Raw genomic sequence first — 18,364 nt, 5'->3', positions numbered from 1 at the left:
GATCAGGCGGTTTCGTTGTCCGATTCGTTGCCGTCGGCTCCGCCGGCGTCGGTCCCGGTGCTGTCCTCGACGATTTCGAGGTCGAACGGCTCGTCGGCCGGCGCATCGTCGGGTTCGAGGTAGCCGACCGCGAAGGCGGTGTAGACGGTGCCGGCCTCGACCGGGACGTCGAAGCTGGCGACCGGCTCGCTGTCGGCCTCGGCGTCGGCCGGCCGGACTTCGAGAGTGTACTCGTTGGGTGGGGCCTCGCCGGTCTGGTCTTCGCCGAACGCGAGGTCTTCGAACAGCGCACTGCCGGTGTCGGCGTCGGTGACCGTCACTGCCGGCGCGTCGGGGGCGGCGTGGATCCCCCGAATCCGGGCGTTCTCGCCGGGATCGCTCAGGTCGTCCTCGAACACCTCGACTGCGAACGGCTGGTTCTCCTCGCCGATCTCGCCGATCGCCGCGATCGTGTAGTCGGCCGCCGACACCTCGATCGAATCCTCGAAGACGACCTCTTCTTCGTCGCCCGCGGCGGTGATCTGCACGTCGTAGGTCGCCGGCGGGAGTTCGGCGTACTCGCTGACGTCCCGGAAGGCGACGTCCTCGAAGGCCGGCTCGCCGTCGACGTAGACGTCGACGTTCGGCGCGTCCGGCGAGAGGTGGGCGACGCGGACGCCGGCGACGTCCTCCTCGGCCGGCTCTTCGTCGGCCGGCTCCTCGGTCTCGTTGCCGTCGGCTGGTTCTTCGTCAGCCGGCTCTCCGTCGGCCGGTTCCTCGGTCTCGTTGCCGTCGCCGCCGGTGTCCGCACAGCCGGCCAGGCTACCGACCACCGCGACGCCACCGACCGTCTTCAGTAGTCTCCGTCGTGTGTGTGTTGCCATATGGTTCGAAAACACAATCGAGTGACAAATACATAAATTATTCGACAGATTCAGCGATTATTATGATATCGACCGACGAGTCCCTTTTCAATTCTTTATATATGATGGTGGGTTCGGCGATACTGACGGAGCGGCGAGAAAAATATCAGAGTCACATCAGTTCAGACGGAGGCACACGACCTCAGTCGTGGGTCATCGACTGGGTGGACGGCCGGCAGAGTCCGACGACATCGTGGAGGTCGTCGACGATGTGGGTCGGCGTCGGCGAAGGCTGGTGGTCGCGACGGTGAGGTCGGCGGATGAACGCGGAGTCGATGCCGGCGTTAGCGGCCGCCAAGACGTCCGAATCGTTGTCGCCGACGAAGAGGGGCGACTCCGCACCAAGGGCTTCGACGGCGCGATCGAGGTAGTAGGCGGCGGGCTTCTTTCGGACGAGACTTTCGAGGGTCGGCTCGCGGCCGACTGCGACGCCGAAGTAGGAGCCGAGACCGAAGTACTCGACGAGAAAATCGACGGTCGACTGCTGGTTCGAGCTGACGATCCCCGCCGGGACCGACAGCCGATCGAGGGCCGCGACGTCCTCGTATGGGGTTTTCCGGCCGGCGCGGGCCTCGGCCTGCTGGCGCTCGGCCGACAGCCGATCTCGCCGCGCCCAGAACGCCTCAGGGTCGAGCCCGTACCTACTGCAGACCGCCCGAACGTCCGCGGGCGAGACGTCGACCGCCAGCGACTCGACGAGCGCCGGGTCGGGGTCGTCGACGCCGGCGGCGTCGAACGCCGCCCACGTCGCCTCCTGCAGCACGTCGTAGGGTGTCCGTGACACCAACACCCCGTCGTTATCGAATATCACCGCATCGTACATATCGGAATCAATGAACGGTAGGGGGAAAACTGTGTGCAACAGCGGCAGCGAGAACACGGGATGGAACGGGGATTTTAGCCCGTGGCCACCGTACAGCGAGTATGGCAGCAGCAACGGGCGACGGCGAGGTCTGTATCGTGGGCGCAGGACTGGCAGGTGTTGGCGTCGCGTACCGACTCCGCGAGGAGCCGGTCGACGTGACGATCCTCGAGAAGAGCCGCGGCGTCGGCGGCCGGGCGGCGACCCGCCGCAAGCACGGCTGTCGCTACGACCACGGCGCGAACTACATCAAGGACGGCGGCGACCGGACCGACGAGTTGGTCCGCGAGCTCGGCGACGAGGGACTGGTCGACATCGACCAACCGGTCTGGACGTTCGACGCCGACGGCGAGATCTCGCCGGGCGACCGCCGGGAGGCGCACAAGTGGACGTGGACCGAGGGGATCACCCAGTTCGCTAAGCGCGTCCTGAACGAGACCGACGCCACGGTCCACAAGACCACTCGCGTCGACGGTCTCACCCGGACGGCCGACGGCTGGCGGCTGTCGGACACCGAAGGCGACAGTCACGGTCCCTTCGAGGCGGTCGTCCTCACGCCGCCGGCCCCCCAGACCGCCGACCTGCTGGCGTCGACGGCCGTCGAGGACGCTGAAAGCGACGTAGCGGCCACAATCGAGGGGGCGACCGAGGCCGTCCGCGAGGTGCCGTTCCGGACGATCCGAACCGTAGTCCTCCAGTATCCTTTCGAGATCGACCGCCCGTTCTACGCGCTGGTCAACACCGACCGCGACCACCCCATCGGGTGGCTGGCACGGGAATCCTGTAAGGCGGGCCACGTCCCCGACGGCGAGAGCCTGCTGGTCGTCCAGATGGCCCCCGACTGGTCGACCGCCCACTACGACGACCCTCTCGATTCGGCGGCCGACGAAGCCGCCGGCATGGTCGCCGACCTGCTGGACGACGACCGGCTCGCCGAGCCGGGCTGGGTCGACGATCAAGGCTGGCGGTATGCCCTGCCGGATGCCGGTCTCGACGACGGGATCGTCGACGCCCTCCGTGGGCAGTCGCTGTTCCTCGCCGGCGACTGGCTCGTCGGCGAGGGACGGGCCCACCAGGCGTTCTGGAACGGCGTCGACACTGCCGAGGCGCTGCTCGTCGACCGCTGAAACCATCCGCTATCGGCAACCGAAGCAACGAGCGTACCGAAGCTACTTCTGTTGGCTCGCGGCGGGCCAGTCGAGGACGTCGGCGAACTCCTCGCGGAGTTTTTCGGTGTTGACCGGTTTCGTGACGTAGCCGTCGGCCCCTGCACGGGCGGCCTCCCGCATCTTCTGTTTCTGTTTGACGCTGGTGACCATCACGATGATCGTCTCCGGAGAGATCTCCTTGATGTTCTTTACGGCGGTGATGCCGTCCATCTCCGGCATCATGATGTCCATCGTGATGACATCCGGCCGTTCTTCTTTGAACTGGTCGATGGCCTCTTTCCCGTTTTCGGCGGTGGCGACGATTTCGAACCACTCCTCGATGGTATTCGAGACGATAGTCCGCTGGAACGAGGAGTCGTCGACGACGAGTGCCCGGTCGCTCATGCTTTGGGATTATCGGGTGGATATATAGTAGTTACTGCATTACACTTCTTCCAGAAGTTTTGATTAGATATTTCTATTATTAATATTAGTTGCTTGCTATTTAGTGAGATAGGATTCCAATTACACGCTGTTCGCGAGACTCTCCCCTGGGGGTCGACTTCCGTGCGTCGGCGGGGACCGAGTTCCGCGAGCGGACGAACTCCCGGCCGGTCGACGGGTCGGGTTCGTGCGGACTGACGCCGCCTCAGCGGTCGGAGATCCGTATCTCGTCGTCCTCGACGGCCTGGATTTGGTCCGCACCGACCGAATAGCTGTCCTCGTCGGTATCGCCCCAGTCGAGGGCAGCTTTGACCCGATCGGCGAGGCTCGGCTCGGGGTCGACGTACAGCGTCTGGGTTTCGGCGTCGACGTCGCTCACGACCCCGATGTCTTTGGTGCCGGAGATCACCTGTTTGCCGATCTCGTCGTCGGTGAGCGCCTGCTTCGCTGCGGCTTCGTCGGCGGTCGACCCCGCTTCGCCTGCGTCGCCGCCGGGCTCGCTCGCCAGTTCCGCGTCGGCTCCGGCGGTCGGCGTCGCGGACTCCTCGGTAGCCGGTGTCTCGTCGGTCGTCCGGACGCCCGCTTCGGGCTGCTGGAGTATGACCTCCTCGCCGGCCTCCCGGTCGACGATCGCTCGCTCGACCACCGTACGCCGGTTGTCGACGGTATCGGCCAGCAGATGCTCGGCGATGTCACACGTCAGTTGGCGGTGTTCGGTCGACTCGGTCTCGACGAGTCGGCGCTCGACGAACTGGCTGTGGACCGTCTCGCCCTCGGTTCGCTCGCTTTCGATCGCCCCGCTCGGCAGGCTCGCCGCCGAGGTGTCGGCCTCATCGGTCTCACCGGTGACGATCTCCCCCTCGATCAGACTGCTTTCGAGGAGGCTCTCTTCGATCCCCTGTATGTCAATCGCATCGCTCTCGACGGTATCCGCCTCGGTGATCTCCCGGTCGACGACGCGGCTCTCGACGGTTTTGCGGTCGAACAGCTCGGTGGTCGTCCGAACGGTGTCGTGGACCTCGAGGACGACGCCGTCGCCGACTGCCAGCCCCACTGCCGGCTCCGCATCGGCTCCTCCGGTCGCGGGCTCGGCGGTCGTCTCGTCGACCGGCTGGCGGTCGGTTACGGTGTCCTCGGGCTGTCGATCGGCCGACGAGTCGGCGTCCGCTCGGCGCTTGTTCGCCCGCCGGTCGCCGGGCTGTTGGCCGGTTGCGTCCCGCTTCATCGACTCCTGACTCGTCGCCGTTCGGTTGGCCTCCTCGCGGTCGGTCGATCGGCGCTCGACCGGCGGGTCCGGAATCGTCTTGTCGGCCGGCTCGTCGACCGGGCTGTCCTCCGGGGTCGTCGGGTCGTGATCGGAACCGTCGGCGGCGGCCGGCGGCTCGTCGGTCGGTTCCGATCGAAGCCGCGGCGTGAGATCGGCCGGCGCGTCCGCGAAAGTGACGCCGATGACCTCACGGGTGAGCGTCTCGCGGTCGACGGGATTGCGCTCGACGATCTCGCTGTCGACGACCTCGCTTTCGATCCGGTCGGTTTCGACGACCGTCGTCTCGATGACTTTCGTCTCGGTGAGTTCGCTCCGGACGACCTCGCCGTCGAGCAGCGACTGCTCGACGTCGGTGGTCTCCAGCGACGCCCGTTCGGCGACCTCTTCGCGGTCGATCAGGTCGTAGCGCCAGTCGTCGGCCTCGCCGACGTCCCGATCCTGATAGACGAAGGCCAACCCCCCGTCCTCGAACGTCTCGAAGAACGCCTCCCACGAGATCGGTTCGAGCCCCTCTATCGCCTCTCCCTCCTTGACGATATAGAGGCTCCCGGCGATGTCGTCGGTCTCTCCGGGGACGCCTGCAGGCCGCCCGTCCCGGTCTTCGACCCACTCCCTGATCGTCTCGTGATCGGTCGTGATATTACGGGGACCGGTGTCTGTATTGCTCATAATTATCCGTCTAGTACGGCCGCCGCTGAATTACTTAGCTCTGATTCCCGACTGAAAGATAGGTCGGCTCGGGGGAGACTCGAAGACAGTGAAGAGTCGACCGAGCCCGAGAGTCGACCGAGCCCGAGATCGGCCGCGCCTGCGACTCCGCCGGCAACAACTGTCTTGAGGATGCCCGCCGTCACCCTCCGTGGCCCCGCGGTCGGCTCCCGAATGGTTCCACGCGGCACCGACAGGCCGGTCGTCGTCTGCAACCCGGTGAGCGGTAGCGGCGACCACGTTCCGGCGGTCCGGGCGGCGGCAGCCGACCACGGGTTTCGGGTCCGTGAGACCGACCACGCGGGCCACGGCGTCGACCTCGCCAGCGAGGCGGTCGCGGGGGGCACGACGTTCGTGGCCGCGGCTGGCGGGGACGGCACGCTGAACGAGGTGGTGCGCGGCGTCGCGGCCACCGGGGGGCTCAACCAGGTTACCGTCGGCGTCGTCCCCTGCGGGACGGGGAACAACGTCGCCCGGAACATCGGGGTCACCGGCATCGAGCAGGCCTTCGACGTCTTCGATCGCGGCGAGCGCCGTCGGATCGACCTCGCGTTCGCCGACGGTCGACCGTTCGTCAACTCCTGTGTCGGCGGGCTGACCGCCGAAGCCAGCGCCGCGACGAGCCGCGAGCTGAAACGTCGGTTCGGGACGGCGGCCTACCTGCTGTCGACGCTTCGAACCGTTCGCAGCTTCGACAACATCCGCATTACCGTCGAGATGTACGACGAGCCCGACAGCCGTCCGGTGTGGGCTGGGGAGGCCGTCGGCGTCCTCATCGGCAACGCCCGGCGGTTCCCCCCGAGCGGCAGCCGGCAAGCGAACGTGGAGGACGGACGGTTCGATATCACCCTCGTTAGGGACCGGGGATCGGTCGGACTGCTGAAAACCGCGACCGCCGAGCGGCTGTTCAACCGTGAAAGCCGGTGGACCGCCCGGTACACCGTGGCAGCGATCGATATCACCGTCGACGACGGGCCGGTCGCGTTCAGCCTCGACGGCGAGATCGTCCGCCGCAGTCGGCTTGCGCTCCGCATCCGCCCGCGGTCGCTCCGCGTCGCGGTCGGCGAGGGCTACGAGCCAGCACCCCGATAATACCGGACCGGTTCTTCCAGCGAGTCGACCGATCCCTACGGTAATGCCACTCGATTACCTAGTCACAGCATGGCACAGCACACCGAATCCCGTGTCGAGATCGAACTCGACGACGTGACCCTCGACGGTAAGCTCGCCGTGCCCGACGACGCGCCAGGTATCGTTGTCTTCGCCCACGGCAGCGGATCAAGCCGCCATAGCCCGCGGAACAACTACGTCGCTGAAGTGATCCGCAGCCGCGGCCTCGGGACGCTGCTGTTCGACCTTCTGACCGAGGCAGAGGATCGAGTCCGAGCCAACCGATTCGACATCCCGCTGCTGACCGACCGGCTGGTCGGCGCGGTCGACTGGCTCGATGCACGGGAGGCGGCCACCGGGTCAGCCGTCGGGCTGTTCGGCTCCAGCACCGGCGCGGCCGCAGCCCTTCAGGCAGCCGCCCGCATGGAGGACATCGATGCTGTCGTCTCCCGCGGCGGTCGGGTCGACATGGCCAGTGACGTGTTCGCGGACGTCGAGAGCCCGACGCTCCTGATCGTCGGTGGCGACGACACCCAAGTCCTCGATCTGAACCGCGAGGCCGACGCGCAGTTAGCCTGCGAGACGGAGCTTCACGTCGTTGCGGGAGCCGGTCACCTCTTTTCGGGAGAGGGTGAACTAGCGGAAGTCGCTGACGTGGCTGCCGACTGGTTCGCCGCCGAACTCCGGTAGCGGGGTCGACTCAGTCATCGGCCGAGGGACGGTAGGCCCGACTGACCGCCTTCCAGCGGTCGGTGCGGAACCGCCGGAGCATGATCGCCGCCGGCACGGTCGTCTCAACGACGAGTGCGAGATAGAGCGCGGTCACGCCGAGCGGGGTTACGAGGCCCAGATAGGCCGTCGGCAGCGCACACAGATAGAGACCGATCAGCGAGGCGTAGAACGGAACGCGGGTGTCGCCGGCCCCTCTGAGCACACCCGTTACCGAGCCGCCGACGCCCAACGGGATCACGCTCACCGCCGCCACGATCACGAACTCGGTCGTCAGGCCGACCGCGGCGGGATCGTCGACGAACACGCCCGCGATCGGCCCGGCGAAGGCGGCGACGACGGCGGCGACAACGAGGTAGACGACCAGCGACAGCCGAATGATCTCACTGCCGAAGGCTCCGGCGTCGCGTTCCTCGCCGCGGCCGAGTCGCTGGCCGACGAGCGTGCTCGCGGCGATCGAAAACCCCCACGTCACGCTGTTGGCGAGGTTTCGCACGCGGCGACCGACCTCGAGGGCCGCGACAGCTTCCGGCCCGAAGCGGTCGGCAATACCGAGGAGGGGAAAGACGACCAACCCCTGTGCGAGCCGGCGGGCCACCAGCGGGGTCGACACCCGGACCAACTGGCCGGCGAGTTCGCGGTCGACCTGCGGGCCGTCGACCGACAGGGCCACCGGACTCGCCCCGCGGCCGAAGTACTCGCGGCCGAACATCCCCCACGTAAAAACCAGCGTGACGAGCCCGGTCGACACTGCCGTCCCGATGGCCGCGCCGGTCACGCCCATCCCGAAGCCGAAGATCAGGCTGCCGCTGAGGAGGACGTTGGCGACCGCGCCGCCGGCCCGGACCACCATCGGCGTGACGGTGTCGCTGACCCCGGCGTAGGTCCGGCTGGCGATCATGTTGAGGAACTCGAAGCCGAGGCCGGGGGCGACGACCGCGAGGTAGGTCGTGCCGTAGCCGACGGCCGCGGCGTTGTCGCTCAGCAGGCCGATCAGCGGGCCGGCGAAGGCGACGTACCCCCCGACGACCGGCACCGCCAAGAGGAGGGCGATCCAGACGCTCTGTTTGACCACCAGCGCCGCTCGGCCGGCCTCGTCGCCGCCGTAGTTCTGGGAGACGAGGCTGACCGTCCCCCCTGCGAGGCCGATGGCGACGAACTTGCCGAGCGTCCAGTAGGCCCCGGCGAAGGCCAGCCCGGCGACCGCGGGCGCACCCAGCACCATCCCGACCATCGCGAGGTCGGCGGTCTGTTTCGACATGATCGCAAAGCCGGTGACCACGCGGGGCCACGCGAGGTCGACGGTCGAGCGGAGCCGGCCACGTTCGATGATGCCGGCCCGCTCCAGTAGGGCGGCAACGAACGCCAGCAGCCGGCGGAGCCGATCCATACACGGGCCTTCGACTCCCGGTGCTTGCGTCTGTTGGTTTTGCCGCTGGGGTGGTGCTACACGATACCGTAACCCGCTTGAGTCACCACGCTGAACGACCAGTCATGGATCCCGACCAGTGGCATACCTACCTCGTCACGCAGGCGTCGCTCTCGAAGGGCCGGTCGACGACCGAGATCGTCGAGGCAGCCATCGACGGCGGCGTCGACGCCGTCCAACTCCGCGAGAAGGGGACCGACCTCCAGACACGCTACGAGCTGGGCCGTGAAATCCGCGACCTGACCACCGACGCGGGCGTCGACCTCATCGTCAACGACCGGGTCGACCTCGCCCACGCAGTCGGGGCCGATGGCGTCCACCTCGGCCAGTCGGACCTCCCCGTCTCGGCGGCCCGCGAGATCCTCGGTCCGGAGGCGACCATCGGCGCGTCGGTCGCGACGGTCTCGGAGGCCCGACTCGCGGCGATCACTGGCGCGGACTACCTCGGGGTCGGGGCGGTGTTCGGCACCGACTCGAAGGCCGACGCCGAATCGGTCGACGACGCGCTCGGGCTCGACACCCTCGCGAACATCGCCGATGCGGTCAAGATTCCGGTCGTCGCCATCGGCGGGGTCACCCCCGAAAACGCCGCGGCAGCCATCGAGGCAGGGGCAGACGCCGTGGCGGCCATCAGCGCGATCACCGCAGCCGACGACCCGGCAGCCGCCACGGCCGATCTCCGGGCGGCCGTCGACGGCGCGACGGGCAGCGACGGCGAGGAGGCGACGGCCGAACCCGTCGACGCCAGCGATGACTGACGCCCCCGACTGCTCGGCGGCCGCACTGACCGACTCGATCGCCGCCGTCGGCGCGGCCGAGCCGCTGGTCCAGCATCTCACCAACCGCGTGACGATCAGTGCGCTGGCCGACAGCACCCTCAATTGGGGGGCGCTGCCGGTGATGGCCGACGGGCCGAACGATGGTCCGGAGATGGCGCAGGCCGCCGATGCGGTCCTGCTCAACACCGGCCAAGTAAACGCCTCGATCAACGAGGCGCTCGTCGAGACCGGCCGCGCGGCCAGCGAGCGCGGGATTCCGGTCGTCCTCGATCCGGTCGGGATGGGGTCGACGCCCACGCGTAACGACCTCGTCGAGCAGTTGGTCGACAAGGCTGATCTCGCGGCGATCAAGGGCAACTACGGCGAGATCACCGCGCTGGCGGGCGCGGAGGCCGAGGTCAAGGGCGTCGAGTCAGTCGGCGAGTACGAGGAGATCGAGGCGACCGCCCGAGCGCTGGCGGCGTCGACCGACACCGTCGTCGTCGCCTCCGGTTCGGTCGACGTCGTCGCCAACGCCGAGGCGGCCTACCGCGTCGAGGCGGGCCACGAGATGATGGGCGAGGTCGTCGGCACGGGCTGTCTGCTCGGCAGCACCGTGGCGACGTTCTGCGGGGGCGTCGAGGACCCGCTGACGGCGGCGCTTCACGCCACCCTCACATTCGGGCTGATCGGCGAGCGAGCCGCCGCCCTCGATCACAAAGGCCCGGCGAGCTACAAGACGAACCTCCTCGATACCGTCTGGCAAGTCGCCGGCGACGGCGCGGTCGACCTCGATTCGGAACCGAGCGAGCGGATCGAACGCGTCGACTGACCTGTCGTCCGGAACTACTTTCTTCTTCGCAGTGAACGTTCGGCTATGCGTTCCCTCGTCGGTCGCCTCGGGGCACTGCTGGGGGTGTGGACCGCCTGTACAGCCGCGCCGCCGGTGGCATATCTCATCGGCGGCCCGTTCGACGGCGGGCTGACCGCCGTCGACGCCGGCGTCGTCGTGGGGCTGTTCGCCGTCGGTGCCGGCGGGGCTGCCGTCGGCATCCCGCGGCTGGCCGACCCCGCCGAGCGGTTCCGCAACGGCACCGAACTCGGCGGGCTGTTGGGCCTTGCGGGAGCGACGATGATCGCGGCGTTTCCGGTGAGTCTCATCGCCGGGCTCCTCGCTGCGGTCCCGTTCGGCGTCGGTGGGGTCGCCGGCTTTCTGGCGGCGTTTCTCGTCGGCTACGTCGCCGACCGGACCGTCGTTGAGCGTTCGCGGGCCGCGACCGACCACCGACTCGTCTGGCGGGCGACGAAACGACCCGAAGCTACGTGGGTCCGGGCGATGCGGGTTGCCGGCGCGACCGCGGCGTTCGTCGTCGCCATCCTCGTCGGCACGGCCGGCGGGCGGCTACTGGCGGCGTTTTGGGCACTGGTCGGCCTGTTGCTGTTCGGGCATCTCGTGGCGAGCCAGCGCCACCGCCGCTACGAACTCGTCGACGACGGGTTGATCACGGCCTTCGGGTTCCTCCCGTGGTCGACGTTCGACGGCTACGAATGCACCGACGACGCGCTGCTGTTGTACGGCTCGGTCTGGCCGTTCGGCACGATCGCCTACGACCGAGCCAGCGTCGACGATCTGGAGGCCGTCGTCGAGGCGTTGGATCGATATCTCCCACGACAGGACGGTGTACAACAGGATCCCTCGGTCGTCGACGGGTTTCGGGACCTGTTGTCGTCGTAACTGTGGGTGCGTTGCCGACCCCACCCACCGAACCCATCGTGTCATTCGAACAGTTATTTGTGATCGACTGATGAACGGTGGCGCATGCGACACCTTCGTGACCGGCTTGCGATGCTGTTCGGCGTGGTGGCCGTCAGCGTCGTCGTGCCGCCGCTGGGGTACGCGATCGGCGGCCCGTTCGATGGCTCGATAACCGTCGTCGACACGGCCCTCGCTGTCAGCGTGTTCGCCCTCGGGACTGTCGGTGCCAAACGCGGCCTCCGACGGGTCGACGATCCGGCCCGGCGGTTCCGCAAGGGCATCGAGTTCGCCGGGCTTCTCGCCGTCGCCGGCATCGTGCCGCTCGTCGGCTTCGTGGCCACGCCGACCGAGGGCTTCGTGGCTGCGCTCCCGTTCGGTGTCGGGTTCGTCCTCGGACTGGCTGCAGCGTTTCTCGTCGGCTACGTCGCCGACCGTGCGATCGTCGACCGGAGCCGGGCCGAGACCGACAGCCGGCTCACGTGGCACGCCAAACGACGCCCCGAGCGGGGACGGGTTCGGCTCCTCCAAGCGGCCACCGCGGTCGTCGCAGCCGGGTTCGTGATCCGGAACGCACTCGATGGACGCCCCGGGATGGCGCTGTTGTGGGTTGCGATCGGCGGGCTCCAGTTCGTGCAGGATCTCAGCCGGCTCCGCCGCCGGCAGTACGAGATCATCGACGCGGGGCTGGTCACGACGTTCGGCCACCTCCCGTGGGACGACTTTGACGGCTACCAACTCACCGATGACGACCTGATTTTGTACGGGAACGTCTGGCCGTTCGGCACGGTCGCCTACGACCGCGAAAGCGTCGACGATCTGGAGGCGGTCGTCGACGCACTCGATCGCCAGCTCCCGCGGCTAGAGGGCGATCACGACGAGCCCTCTCCGGTCGACAACTTCCGACAAGAACTGTTCTCCTGAGCCGACTGTCGGTGCGAAATGTCAGACGTAGTCGGCGTCGGGCGGCGACAGCGGTTCGCCGATGGCTGCGGCCGCGCGGTCGACCGAGTCGGCGGCGGACGGCTGCCAGCCGGTTCATCGGTCCTCGATCAGCTCTCGGTAGTAGTTGTCGGCGTCGTTCATGTGGAATCACGTGCCTGTGGCACTCAGTCACATGTTCGTCGGGCGAGCCGATAAACCGATGGACGCGACGGGGGTCGTGACTGTTCGATTCCCGAGACGACCGGAGACGAACGCCGTGTTGAGAAGCAACGGCCGGTGTTCGTCGGCCACACTCGACTCCTGACATACCTGTTTTGTGTCGACCGGTCGAATCGGACCGCATGGCATCCCTCCGCGCTCGGTTCGGCCGCCTGCCACACGATCGCCCGATACTCGCGCTCGCGGTCGCTATTCTGGCCGTTGAGATCGTCGGCGCCTCCGGGGCCGTCTTCACCGCCCAAGGCCTCGACATGTGGTACGAGACGCTTCAGCGACCGGCGCTTGCGCCGCCGAGTTGGGTGTTCGGCCCCGTCTGGACCGCCCTGTTCGTGCTCATCGGGACGGCTGTGTGGCTCGTCTGGCGACGCGTCGACGTCTCACCCCGCGGAGTCCGGCTCGCGGGCGGCGTCTTCGCGGTCCACTTCGCGTTCAATCTGGGCTGGTCGGCGGTCTTCTTCGGGCTGCAGGCGATCGGCTGGGGGCTGGCGACGATCGGCGTCCTCTGGCTGCTTATCGTCGTCACGATGTGGACGTTCGGCCGCGTCGATCGTCGGGCGGCCGTCCTGCTCGTGCCGTACCTCCTGTGGGTCTCGTTCGCCGCGTTCCTCAACTACCGGTTTTGGGTCCTGAATTAGGCACGCGGCGGGCACACCGCGGACAACAGCCTCGCCCCGACCGCGGCTCCGTCGAACGCTACAGCAGCAGTGGGAGCCCGAAGGCGATCAGCAGGCCGACGAGCAACACCGCGCCGCCGGTCATCGCCTGCTCGGTCGTAAACGACTGCATCGGGGAGGTGACTCGCCCCGACTCGGATTCGTGTGCGTGGTCTGCCATAGGCACCCGTTGGCAGCCGGTTCGTAAAACAGGTTGGGGTTCGCTCCGGCCGCCGCCGTCGCTCAGTGGTCGCCTTCGAGCAACTCCTTCGTCCGGCGGTGGCGATACCGGAACATGGGTTCGAAGCCGACGACTGCCGCGGGGTCGACCCGGCCGCCAAGCGGTGCGGGGAGTTCGTACTCGACGCTGTCGACGAGGACGGTCTCGTCGCCGTCGCCGTAGAACTCGTGGGTGTGGATCCACAGCGCGAAGGGACCGCCAAGCATGTCGTCGCGGAACATACAGTAGCCCGGCTCTTCGCGCCGGTCGACGATCCGGGAGAGCCACCGGCTTGCCGGCAGCACGCCGAACGGTTTGGACCGCATCTCGATCTCGCTGCCCGCGAGCAGTTCCTCGGGGTCGGCTTCGCCATCGGGCCCGCGGACCGACTCCACGTCGAGGCCCATCCAGCCGGGGGTCAGCGCCTCCAGTCCGTCGGTCGTCGCATGGAATTCCCAGACCGCTTCGAGGGGTGCCCGGATTCTGGTCCGGCGTCTGTAGGTCGACATACAGATCCTACGAACGGGGGCATAAAAAGAAACGCGGCGTCGCCTCAGATCGTAAAGCGCTCGACGGCGGTGGCTGCCTGCCGCAGGTCGGTATCGGTGGCGGCCGCAACCGTCACCGGTACCTCGCCGTGACCGATCGGGATCGTCAGCTCGAAGGTTCCGTCTTCGACCTCGGCGATCACGCTGTCGGCGGTCAGTTTGACCGCGACCAGCTCGGCGTCGGTCTCACCGGTCACCCGGAGCGTGTCGTCGACGATCCGCGTCTCGACACGGAGCGTGGGTTCCTCGCCGCGGTCACGACCGAGATACCGGTCGGCGACCGCCGTCGGCTGTTCGACGGGCTCGCCCGCGTCGATCCCGTGGGCCAGCCGGATGAACTGGGCCATACTCCACGCCAGCGGCGTGGCCGCGCCGGTGCCCTCGCCGATATCCCAGTTGTAGTCGTTTTCGATGTGGCGATCCCAGACCTGTTCGGCGATCATCCGCCCGCTGTTGGCGAAGCCGGCCATCGTCTCCAGCAGCGACTGCGGCTCAAGCGGTCCCTCGTCGGTGCCCGCCAGCAGTTCGTACTCGCCGCGCTCGCCGGTGAAGATGGGCCAGAGCCGGCCCTTGCCTTTCGTCTGGACCGACCACGGCGCACCCTCGGCTTCCTCGCTGCGCTCGCCGTAGCCGTCGCCGTTGTACCGATAGAAGGCCGGACCCTGTGGGGTGTCGACCCGGATCGTCTCGTCGACCTCGACGAGCGAGTTCTCGATCACTTCGTCGTCGTGGGGTTTGATCCCCAGGCGAGTGAGTTCGAGGAAGCCGCCGTCGATGATCTCCCGTTCGTCGAGCGTCGGCCCGGCGTTGGCCAGCGTCCGCAGATGACCCGCCTCGGGGTTGCCGTCGCGGGTGACGCGAACGTAGTACGGCGTGTGGGTGTGGAGGTCGGTACCGGTCTCGGTCGCGGTCCACTCCTCGACGCGGTCGGTCCACTCGTCGGCCAGCGCCAGCCACGGCAGTGCGTCGCCGGGCTCGCCGGAGTCGATGGCGAGATCGGCCGCCGAGACGAGGCCGGCGATCTCCGCCGCAATGGACGACGGCGAGTAGCCCGCCTCCTCCTCCCAGCGCTCTTGGGCGGTGGCTGGCCCATTGCGGGCGACGTAGTCCGCCGAGCGCTTGACGTTGATGTAGTCGTACTCGACGTCCCCGAAGTCGACGCCGCTTTCGGCCAGCTGATAGGCCATGATCAGCGGGAACGAGATGTTGTCGATCTGCTCGCCGCCCCACCGGGTGAGACCGTTGACGTAGGTGTTCTGGGGGATGAACCCCTCCTCGTCCTGCTGGTATTCGAAGATGTACTGCAGCGCGTCGGTCGCCGTCTTGAGGTCGTCGAGCGCCTCGAAGACGGTAAAGACCTGATACAGATCCCGCGACCAGACGAAGTTGTAGCCGTACCCCTTGGGCTCGTCGGCGGTGACCGCCTCGCCCCACGGCACCGAGGGACTGGCGATGCCAGCACCCATGTAGGTCTTGTCTTCGACCGCCCGCAGGGCCATCAGACAGCTCTTGTACTGGGCCAGCAGGTTGTCGTCACCCCGAACCGAGTCGGGGAACGGCTTGTCGGCGAGGAACTCCTGCCACGTCTCGGCGAAGTCCGACCGGACGTTCTCGTAGCCGCGGGCGAGTGCGCCTTCGGCCTCGCCGAGGGCGGCGGCGGTGTCGGCGTTCTCGCCGAACCCCAGCGCCAGCGTCTCCTCGAGGTCGCCGCTGCCGAGCCGCCCGACCAGCACGATGCTGTCGTCGTCGAGGCGGTCGGTGGGGATCGGCCGTGTCCCGTCGGCGAACAGCTTCGAGAGCCGCTCGGAGCCGGCCGAGCCGACGGTCGCCCAGTCGAAGCGGCTGGCGGTGGTCATCGCCATCGCTACACTGTAGGTGTCGCCGTTCTCGTCGGCCAACAGCGGCTCGGAGCCGGTGTCGTAGGCCTCGGCATCGCGGGCGGCCAGATGGTAGTTGCCGGTCTCGCCGAGCCGGTAGCCCCGGTCGCGGGTGCCAGTGTTTGTCAGCGCGATGTCGGCCATCGCGTACAGTTCGTACTCGTTGTCGTCGTCGACTTCGAAGTCGACGTCGGCGACGATGGCGTCGTGGTTCGGGTCGATGGCGTACTCGACGGTCAGCGTCCACTCGTGGCCACGGCCGTCGCCGCGTTCGGTGATGACGTGGCGGAAGAGTAGCGCGTCGTCGTCGGTCGGCTCGACGCGGCGCTCGATGGTGTCGGCGTCGTCGTCCCGCCGGGTCTCGTTATGCGTTCGAGCCGTGTAGCCCGATTTCGTGTCGGTATCGGCGACGAGGAAGTCGACGGTCCGGAGGTTCATCAGGTCCACACGCGGGAACCGGACCTCGGTCAGCGCGCCCTCGGTGAGGGTGTACCAGACCTTCGAGGCGTCTTCGTCGCCGTGGTCGGCGACGGTGGCGACGCCGTACTTCTCGCCGGTGGTCCACCGTGGCCGACTTTCGGGACCCGACGGGGCTGGCGTCGACACCGGCAGGGCGTTCTGCTCGCGGAGGACGGCGGTCGCCCGGAGCCGAAGGGCATGGGACCAGCCCAGCGGGGCCGCGCCGTCGAGCGTGCCGTCGTCGAAGACCTGCTCGGCGAGATAGCCCGCCTCGCTGGCCAGCGGCCCGTCCGGCAGCAGGTGCGTATAGAGGGTTTCGGCGATCTCGAAGAGGTCCTCGGCGTCGTCCTCGTGGTCGTGGGCCGACAGGAGCACGCCCAGATCGGCCGCGGCGTTGACGCCCCACGCGGTCGCCACGCTCCAGACTTTCTCGCCGGACTGACCCGCCGAGCGCCACGTGTCGCCCTCGAAGCGGGCCAGTCCCGCCACGTCGCTGTCTTCCGGATCCCGATAGAGGGTATCGAAGACGTTGCGGATGTGGTCGGTCAGTCGGTCGAGCGTCGACGTCTCGACGTCGGCGATCCGGTCGTAGGCGATGATGGCGTCGACCAGCGCGAACGTCCCCGAGTCGACGCGGCTGTCGATCTTCCCGCTTTTGTTGAGCCGGAGCCCGTAGATCTCCCGCTGTGTGCTCCAGAGCTTGTCGAGGCTCTCGACGATCGTGTCGGCCTGCTCGCGGGCGTGAGTCGCGGTGTGGTGGTCGACCGGGGCGTCGGCGACCGTTGCATACGCGGTGAGGTAGGCCGCCGCAGTGTGGGTAAAGCGGCCGTCCATGTTCTCCCAGAGGTTCTGACACCGTCCCGGGAGGCCATCGTCTTCGAGGGTCTCGTCGAGCACGTCGAGGGCGTCGTGGATCGTCTCCTCGACCGATCGTTCGAGCCCCTCGGAGAGGCTCTCGCCGCGTTCAGTCAGCAGCGTGGCGAGGAAGGCCACGGCGCTGGCGGTCTGGTCGGCCTGATACTCGTCGTTGCCCGCGCCCTCGACGCGGCCGTGAGCCCACCCCGGCGCGAGCGAGCCGTCGACGGCCCACGCCCGATGGGACCACGAGCCGTCTGGTCGTTGGGTGTCACAGAAGAACGCGGCGGTGGTCTCGATATCCCGCTGGAGGTCGAGATCGAGCAGACTGTCGGCCTCCAGGAGGTTGCGGCCGGTTTCGGCCTCGTCGCGGAACCACGTGTAGCCGTAGCCGCCCGAATGGCTGTAGAAGGGGTCGAACTCGGGGGCCGCGATGTGGGCACCGGTCGGGGCGGTCAAAAGCGATAACGCCCGGAGATCCGACCGGACGACCGCGCCGTTGGGGGCCGAGTCGGGCACCGAAACCTCGGTGCGCTCCAGTCCGGCATCCCGGATATCGTCGGCCGTCCGGTGGGCCTCCGCACAGCGACGGATGTCGGTCAGCGCGTCCTCGCGTCCAAGCGTGTCGTGGTCCGACAACTGGGTTACCAGCGTGGTTCTGGCCGCCCGGCCGCTCTGCTTGAGCGGCGCGTTGACCACCACGTCGCCGCTGAGGTGGGTATCCTCGAAGCGGTCGATCACGGCGTCCCGCGGGAACTCGTAGGCGTCCTCCGAGAGCATCTCCTCGAACCGCTCGGGAATCTGTCCCCGCACGTCGGTGATCCCGTTGGAGGCGGTGACGTAGTCGTGTTCCGAGCGGTGGAACACCTCAACCGTCTTGGTGTCGTCGGGGCCGACGTCCTCGTGGATGAGTCGACCGACCTGCGTCTCCTTGCCCTCGGGGGCGAAGGTGAGAAACGCCGTCAGTTCGGCGTCGGCAGGGATCGCTCCCCGGAGTTCGACGTGAGTGAGGTGGGCCCGCCCCAACGTGAGATCGTACTGGTGGACGGTGAACCCGCGGGCGTCGTACTCGGTTTCGACGACGTTCGTCTCGCGGTAGTAGTGCTGTCTGACGGTCGAAAACTCGTCGAACCACCGGGTGCCGTCGGCGGTTTCGATGCCCAGCCGTGACCGGTCGATACCGTAGAGTCCGGAAAGCGCCGACGAATAGTCGCGGAGACTGCCCTCGGGATCGACGTAGACGAGTCGATCGCCGTGGGCCGAAAACGCGCCGTCGGTGGTTCGACACTCCTCGGGAAAGCGTCGACCCCTATGGCGCTTGTACTGGTTCAGCGCAGTGCGAAGTCGCATGTACCCCCTGATTGGGGGTCTACAACAAAGTATTGGCGGCTCGAACGTCCCAATTCTTCATGAATTCGTATGAACGTTTCCCGCGGATCGGACGGTTACGATGACGGGTCGACATATAAAACCACGGA

General features: G+C 67.6%; 16 protein-coding genes. 8 read left to right on the top strand and 8 right to left on the bottom strand.

The features are described from left to right. Nucleotides 1-2: 2 nt before the first annotated feature. Both NKJ34_RS05325 and NKJ34_RS05320 read right to left on the bottom strand, forming a co-directional pair. Nucleotides 3-863, bottom strand: a complete 861-nt coding sequence (locus NKJ34_RS05325; protein WP_253737241.1) for a DUF4397 domain-containing protein — start codon at nt 861-863, stop codon at nt 3-5. A 181-nt stretch (nt 864-1,044) separates the two neighbouring features. After that, entirely contained in the window at nt 1,045-1,725 is a 681-nt protein-coding gene (locus NKJ34_RS05320) for an HAD family hydrolase (protein ID WP_253737240.1), read from the bottom strand. Nucleotides 1,726-1,826: 101 nt separating this feature from the next. Between NKJ34_RS05320 and NKJ34_RS05315 the strand changes: the two genes are divergently transcribed. Beyond that, nucleotides 1,827-2,891: an NAD(P)/FAD-dependent oxidoreductase gene (locus NKJ34_RS05315; RefSeq protein ID WP_253737239.1), complete on the top strand. Its 1,065-nt coding sequence runs from the start codon at nt 1,827-1,829 to the stop codon at nt 2,889-2,891. A gap of 42 nt (nt 2,892-2,933) precedes the next feature. Here NKJ34_RS05315 and NKJ34_RS05310 read toward each other — a convergent pair whose 3' ends face one another. Both NKJ34_RS05310 and NKJ34_RS05305 read right to left on the bottom strand, forming a co-directional pair. Then, complete coding sequence (locus tag NKJ34_RS05310; protein WP_253737238.1) at nt 2,934-3,317, bottom strand: response regulator; 384 nt, start codon at nt 3,315-3,317, stop codon at nt 2,934-2,936. A 244-nt stretch (nt 3,318-3,561) separates the two neighbouring features. Continuing rightward, nucleotides 3,562-5,292 carry a hypothetical protein gene (locus tag NKJ34_RS05305; RefSeq protein WP_253737237.1) on the bottom strand — a complete coding sequence of 577 codons (1,731 nt, stop codon included), beginning with the start codon at nt 5,290-5,292 and terminating at the stop codon, nt 3,562-3,564. Between the two features lie 171 nt (nt 5,293-5,463). Between NKJ34_RS05305 and NKJ34_RS05300 the strand changes: the two genes are divergently transcribed. Next, nucleotides 5,464-6,423, top strand: a complete 960-nt coding sequence (locus tag NKJ34_RS05300; RefSeq protein ID WP_253737236.1) for a diacylglycerol/lipid kinase family protein — start codon at nt 5,464-5,466, stop codon at nt 6,421-6,423. Nucleotides 6,424-6,492: 69 nt separating this feature from the next. Next, nucleotides 6,493-7,131, top strand: coding sequence for a dienelactone hydrolase family protein (locus NKJ34_RS05295; RefSeq protein ID WP_253737235.1), 639 nt, complete (start codon nt 6,493-6,495; stop codon nt 7,129-7,131). Nucleotides 7,132-7,141: 10 nt separating this feature from the next. On the opposite strand, the gene NKJ34_RS05290 is transcribed toward NKJ34_RS05295, so the two are convergent. Further along, nucleotides 7,142-8,560 carry an MATE family efflux transporter gene (locus tag NKJ34_RS05290; protein WP_253737234.1) on the bottom strand — a complete coding sequence of 473 codons (1,419 nt, stop codon included), beginning with the start codon at nt 8,558-8,560 and terminating at the stop codon, nt 7,142-7,144. A 104-nt stretch (nt 8,561-8,664) separates the two neighbouring features. Between NKJ34_RS05290 and thiE the strand changes: the two genes are divergently transcribed. The 5 genes from thiE to NKJ34_RS05265 all read left to right on the top strand — a co-directional run bounded on the left by thiE (nt 8,665) and on the right by NKJ34_RS05265 (nt 12,909). Then, complete coding sequence (gene thiE / locus NKJ34_RS05285) at nt 8,665-9,357, top strand: thiamine phosphate synthase (RefSeq protein WP_253737233.1); 693 nt, start codon at nt 8,665-8,667, stop codon at nt 9,355-9,357. Continuing rightward, nucleotides 9,350-10,189, top strand: a complete 840-nt coding sequence (gene thiM, locus NKJ34_RS05280; RefSeq protein WP_253737232.1) for a hydroxyethylthiazole kinase — start codon at nt 9,350-9,352, stop codon at nt 10,187-10,189. Before thiE ends, thiM begins: the two co-directional genes overlap by 8 nt. Nucleotides 10,190-10,234: 45 nt before the next feature. Then, nucleotides 10,235-11,092 carry a hypothetical protein gene (locus tag NKJ34_RS05275; protein ID WP_253737231.1) on the top strand — a complete coding sequence of 286 codons (858 nt, stop codon included), beginning with the start codon at nt 10,235-10,237 and terminating at the stop codon, nt 11,090-11,092. Nucleotides 11,093-11,176: 84 nt separating this feature from the next. Then, nucleotides 11,177-12,034: a hypothetical protein gene (locus NKJ34_RS05270; RefSeq protein ID WP_253737230.1), complete on the top strand. Its 858-nt coding sequence runs from the start codon at nt 11,177-11,179 to the stop codon at nt 12,032-12,034. Between the two features lie 362 nt (nt 12,035-12,396). Next, the gene (locus NKJ34_RS05265) at nt 12,397-12,909 is read left to right on the top strand and encodes a TspO/MBR family protein (RefSeq protein WP_253737229.1); all 513 of its coding nucleotides are present in this window, start codon (nt 12,397-12,399) and stop codon (nt 12,907-12,909) included. A 58-nt stretch (nt 12,910-12,967) separates the two neighbouring features. Here the strand turns inward: NKJ34_RS05265 and NKJ34_RS05260 are convergent, their stop codons facing one another. The 3 genes from NKJ34_RS05260 to NKJ34_RS05250 form a co-directional block, all read right to left on the bottom strand. Beyond that, nucleotides 12,968-13,108: a DUF7550 family protein gene (locus NKJ34_RS05260; RefSeq protein ID WP_253737228.1), complete on the bottom strand. Its 141-nt coding sequence runs from the start codon at nt 13,106-13,108 to the stop codon at nt 12,968-12,970. 62 nt (nt 13,109-13,170) lie between these two features. Next, nucleotides 13,171-13,656 carry an SRPBCC family protein gene (locus tag NKJ34_RS05255; RefSeq protein ID WP_253737227.1) on the bottom strand — a complete coding sequence of 162 codons (486 nt, stop codon included), beginning with the start codon at nt 13,654-13,656 and terminating at the stop codon, nt 13,171-13,173. A gap of 44 nt (nt 13,657-13,700) precedes the next feature. After that, nucleotides 13,701-18,236 (bottom strand): DUF7997 domain-containing protein, encoded by a 4,536-nt coding sequence (locus tag NKJ34_RS05250; protein WP_253737226.1) that lies wholly within the window; start codon nt 18,234-18,236, stop codon nt 13,701-13,703. Nucleotides 18,237-18,364: the final 128 nt, after the last annotated feature.

Origin of the sequence: Halohasta salina (genome assembly GCF_024178165.1) — an archaeon.
GTDB lineage: Archaea > Halobacteriota > Halobacteria > Halobacteriales > Haloferacaceae > Halohasta > Halohasta salina.
Note: the sequence above shows the minus strand (reverse complement) of the source record. Positions and strands in the feature narration are given on the sequence as shown.

Coding starts and splice junctions, on each gene's coding strand:
- NKJ34_RS05325 (WP_253737241.1), bottom strand. CDS start 863: ATGGCAACACACACACGACGGAGACTACTGAAGACGGTCGGTGGCGTC.
- NKJ34_RS05320 (WP_253737240.1), bottom strand. CDS start 1,725: ATGTACGATGCGGTGATATTCGATAACGACGGGGTGTTGGTGTCACGG.
- NKJ34_RS05315 (WP_253737239.1), top strand. CDS start 1,827: ATGGCAGCAGCAACGGGCGACGGCGAGGTCTGTATCGTGGGCGCAGGA.
- NKJ34_RS05310 (WP_253737238.1), bottom strand. CDS start 3,317: ATGAGCGACCGGGCACTCGTCGTCGACGACTCCTCGTTCCAGCGGACT.
- NKJ34_RS05305 (WP_253737237.1), bottom strand. CDS start 5,292: ATGAGCAATACAGACACCGGTCCCCGTAATATCACGACCGATCACGAG.
- NKJ34_RS05300 (WP_253737236.1), top strand. CDS start 5,464: ATGCCCGCCGTCACCCTCCGTGGCCCCGCGGTCGGCTCCCGAATGGTT.
- NKJ34_RS05295 (WP_253737235.1), top strand. CDS start 6,493: ATGGCACAGCACACCGAATCCCGTGTCGAGATCGAACTCGACGACGTG.
- NKJ34_RS05290 (WP_253737234.1), bottom strand. CDS start 8,560: ATGGATCGGCTCCGCCGGCTGCTGGCGTTCGTTGCCGCCCTACTGGAG.
- thiE (WP_253737233.1), top strand. CDS start 8,665: ATGGATCCCGACCAGTGGCATACCTACCTCGTCACGCAGGCGTCGCTC.
- thiM (WP_253737232.1), top strand. CDS start 9,350: ATGACTGACGCCCCCGACTGCTCGGCGGCCGCACTGACCGACTCGATC.
- NKJ34_RS05275 (WP_253737231.1), top strand. CDS start 10,235: ATGCGTTCCCTCGTCGGTCGCCTCGGGGCACTGCTGGGGGTGTGGACC.
- NKJ34_RS05270 (WP_253737230.1), top strand. CDS start 11,177: ATGCGACACCTTCGTGACCGGCTTGCGATGCTGTTCGGCGTGGTGGCC.
- NKJ34_RS05265 (WP_253737229.1), top strand. CDS start 12,397: ATGGCATCCCTCCGCGCTCGGTTCGGCCGCCTGCCACACGATCGCCCG.
- NKJ34_RS05260 (WP_253737228.1), bottom strand. CDS start 13,108: ATGGCAGACCACGCACACGAATCCGAGTCGGGGCGAGTCACCTCCCCG.
- NKJ34_RS05255 (WP_253737227.1), bottom strand. CDS start 13,656: ATGTCGACCTACAGACGCCGGACCAGAATCCGGGCACCCCTCGAAGCG.
- NKJ34_RS05250 (WP_253737226.1), bottom strand. CDS start 18,236: ATGCGACTTCGCACTGCGCTGAACCAGTACAAGCGCCATAGGGGTCGA.